2 protein-coding genes are annotated in these 1264 nt (G+C 70.6%); both read right to left on the reverse strand.

The features are described 5' to 3' along the window. On the reverse strand, nt 1-502 hold a 502-nt coding region (locus AC1D01_RS35320; RefSeq protein ID WP_477874270.1), incomplete at its 3' end, for a hypothetical protein. A gap of 1 nt (nt 503) precedes the next feature. Next, nucleotides 504-1264: TrbG/VirB9 family P-type conjugative transfer protein (locus AC1D01_RS35325; RefSeq protein ID WP_477874272.1), on the reverse strand; the 761-nt coding region annotated here is incomplete at its 5' end.

Below are 1264 nucleotides of genomic sequence, written 5' to 3' on the forward strand. Positions count from 1 at the left end.
CCTTCGGATCGCGCGGACCACGCGGGTTCGACACCAGCATCTCGTGCGAGCTCACCGCGGCCAGCGAACGCTTCAGGTCTTCCATGCGCGCGGTCTCCCGCAGGTCCTGCTCGGGCGAGCGCGGTGCGGCGGCCGACGGTGGCGGTGCCTCGCGCTGCGCCTCGGCACGCGCGCGCTCCAGCGCGAGCTTCTTCTGCCGCTCGGTCTCGAGCCGCGCCGCCTCGACGCGCTGCTTGGCCTCGAAGTCGACGAACGGGTCCTGCGGCGGCGCCTTGCCGGCATCGGCCACCGGCGGCGCGGCCGGCTTCGGCGGGCTGCGCAGCGAATCGACCAGCAGGCCGCCGACGATCAGACCGCCGAGCACCGCGCCGACGATCACGACGCGCTTGCCGTGCTGCGAGACCTGCTCGTCGGCGCCGGGCGGCTGGGTCGGCGGCAGGCTGTCGGCGAAGGGTTGCGCTGCGGCGCCGGCCGGCGGGTTGTGAGGGGTGGGCTGGCTCATCTCAGGACTCCCGTTCACCCTTGCGGGTGATGCTGAGCGTCTGCTTGCCCGAGTACAGCGTGAACTTCGGGAACAGCCCGCTGATCTGGTAGGTGCGGGTCGGCTCGTCGTACGCGTAGTCGAGCAGCACCGCCTTGCCGTCGAGCTCGGCCATGATCGACGCGAGCCCCTGTGCGCCTTCCTTCATGCGCACGTAGGTGAAGCGGCCGTCGTCGTAGACCGATTCGATCTCGCCGGCCGTCCAGCGCGAGAACAGCCCGGTCTCCCAGCCGTAGTTGCTGTTGAGCTTCTTGCGGTAGGCCTTCATCGAGTCGCGCGCCTGGCGCTCGAGCCCGGCGTTGCGCTCGCGCAGCGCGCTGACCTCCTGCCGCGCGTCCGAGGCATACGAGCCGTCGCTGCGCTGCTCGCCGGCGCGCGCCCACGCGCCGCGCGAGATCAGACCGGGGTCGGCCTGGATGTAGACGCAATGCGAGATCTCCAGGTTCTCCGGCACGCGCGTCACCAGGAACTCGTAGGCGTTGCCGCTCTGGCCGATCGCCGAGATGGTGGTGGAGCGGCCCTCGCTGGAGCGGCTGGTCGGCTTGATGAAGATGCGGCTGTTGATCCAGTCGAGCGCCCACAGCTCCTTGTCGCCCATGATCACGTCGATGCCGGCCTCCGGCAGCGCGACGTGGATCTGCTTGAAGGGCTGGGCCTGCAGCCGGATGATGTCGCCGCGCTGCCAGTTGATCGTGCGGCAGCTCAGCGCCGGCTCACCAGGCC

The organism is Rhizobacter sp. P3_B12 (assembly GCF_056402895.1).